The following is a 653-nucleotide window of genomic DNA, read 5'->3' as shown; positions in this document are numbered from 1 at the left end:
ACCGGCCCATGGCCAGTTGCTGACATGCGCCCTCAAGGCGACATAGCTTTCCGTGGTTGATCGCGGATTGCCCACGATCTGACGATAGCTGGGCCCGCCCCCTTCAAACTGGCCACGCACGATGTGATGCGGCTCGACCGGGTCCAAGGCGCGGATAACCTTAAGCTTTTCGTCTCGCACGGCGTCCGGGTCGAATTTCGCCGGCGGCTCCATCGCAATCAGGCACAAAAGCTGCATCAGATGGTTCTGCATCATGTCGCGCATCGCACCGGCGCGCTCATAATACTCCTCCCGCCCGGCAATACCGACAGATTCGGCCACCGTGATCTGAATGTGATCTACGTATTGGCTGTTCCAGAGCGGTTCGAACAACATGTTTCCAAACCGCACGGCCATCAGGTTCTGAACAGTCTCTTTCCCCAGATAATGGTCGATCCGGTAGATCTGTTTTTCTCTGAAATGTGCCGCCAAGGTCGCGTTCAGCACCTTCGCGCTATCCAAGTCGTGGCCAAACGGTTTTTCCACGACAATTCGCGTCTGTTCGGTCGCAAGATCATGAGACTGTATTCGCTCCGCCAGCGGACCAAACAATCTCGGCCCAACGGAAAAGTAAAAGGCACGCACCCTGTCGGGCTGAAGCTTGGCGGCCAACG

At 57.0% G+C, this 653-nt stretch carries 1 protein-coding gene; it reads right to left on the bottom strand.

All coding sequences use genetic code 11. The annotated features are described in order from the left end of the window. Positions 1–653 (bottom strand): glucose-6-phosphate dehydrogenase (NADP(+)) (locus ACR0E6_RS22450; protein WP_480587540.1); only part of this gene is annotated, 653 nt, incomplete at both ends.

Source organism: Ruegeria sp. AP12 (assembly GCF_056540025.1).
Note: the sequence above shows the minus strand (reverse complement) of the source record. Positions and strands in the feature narration are given on the sequence as shown.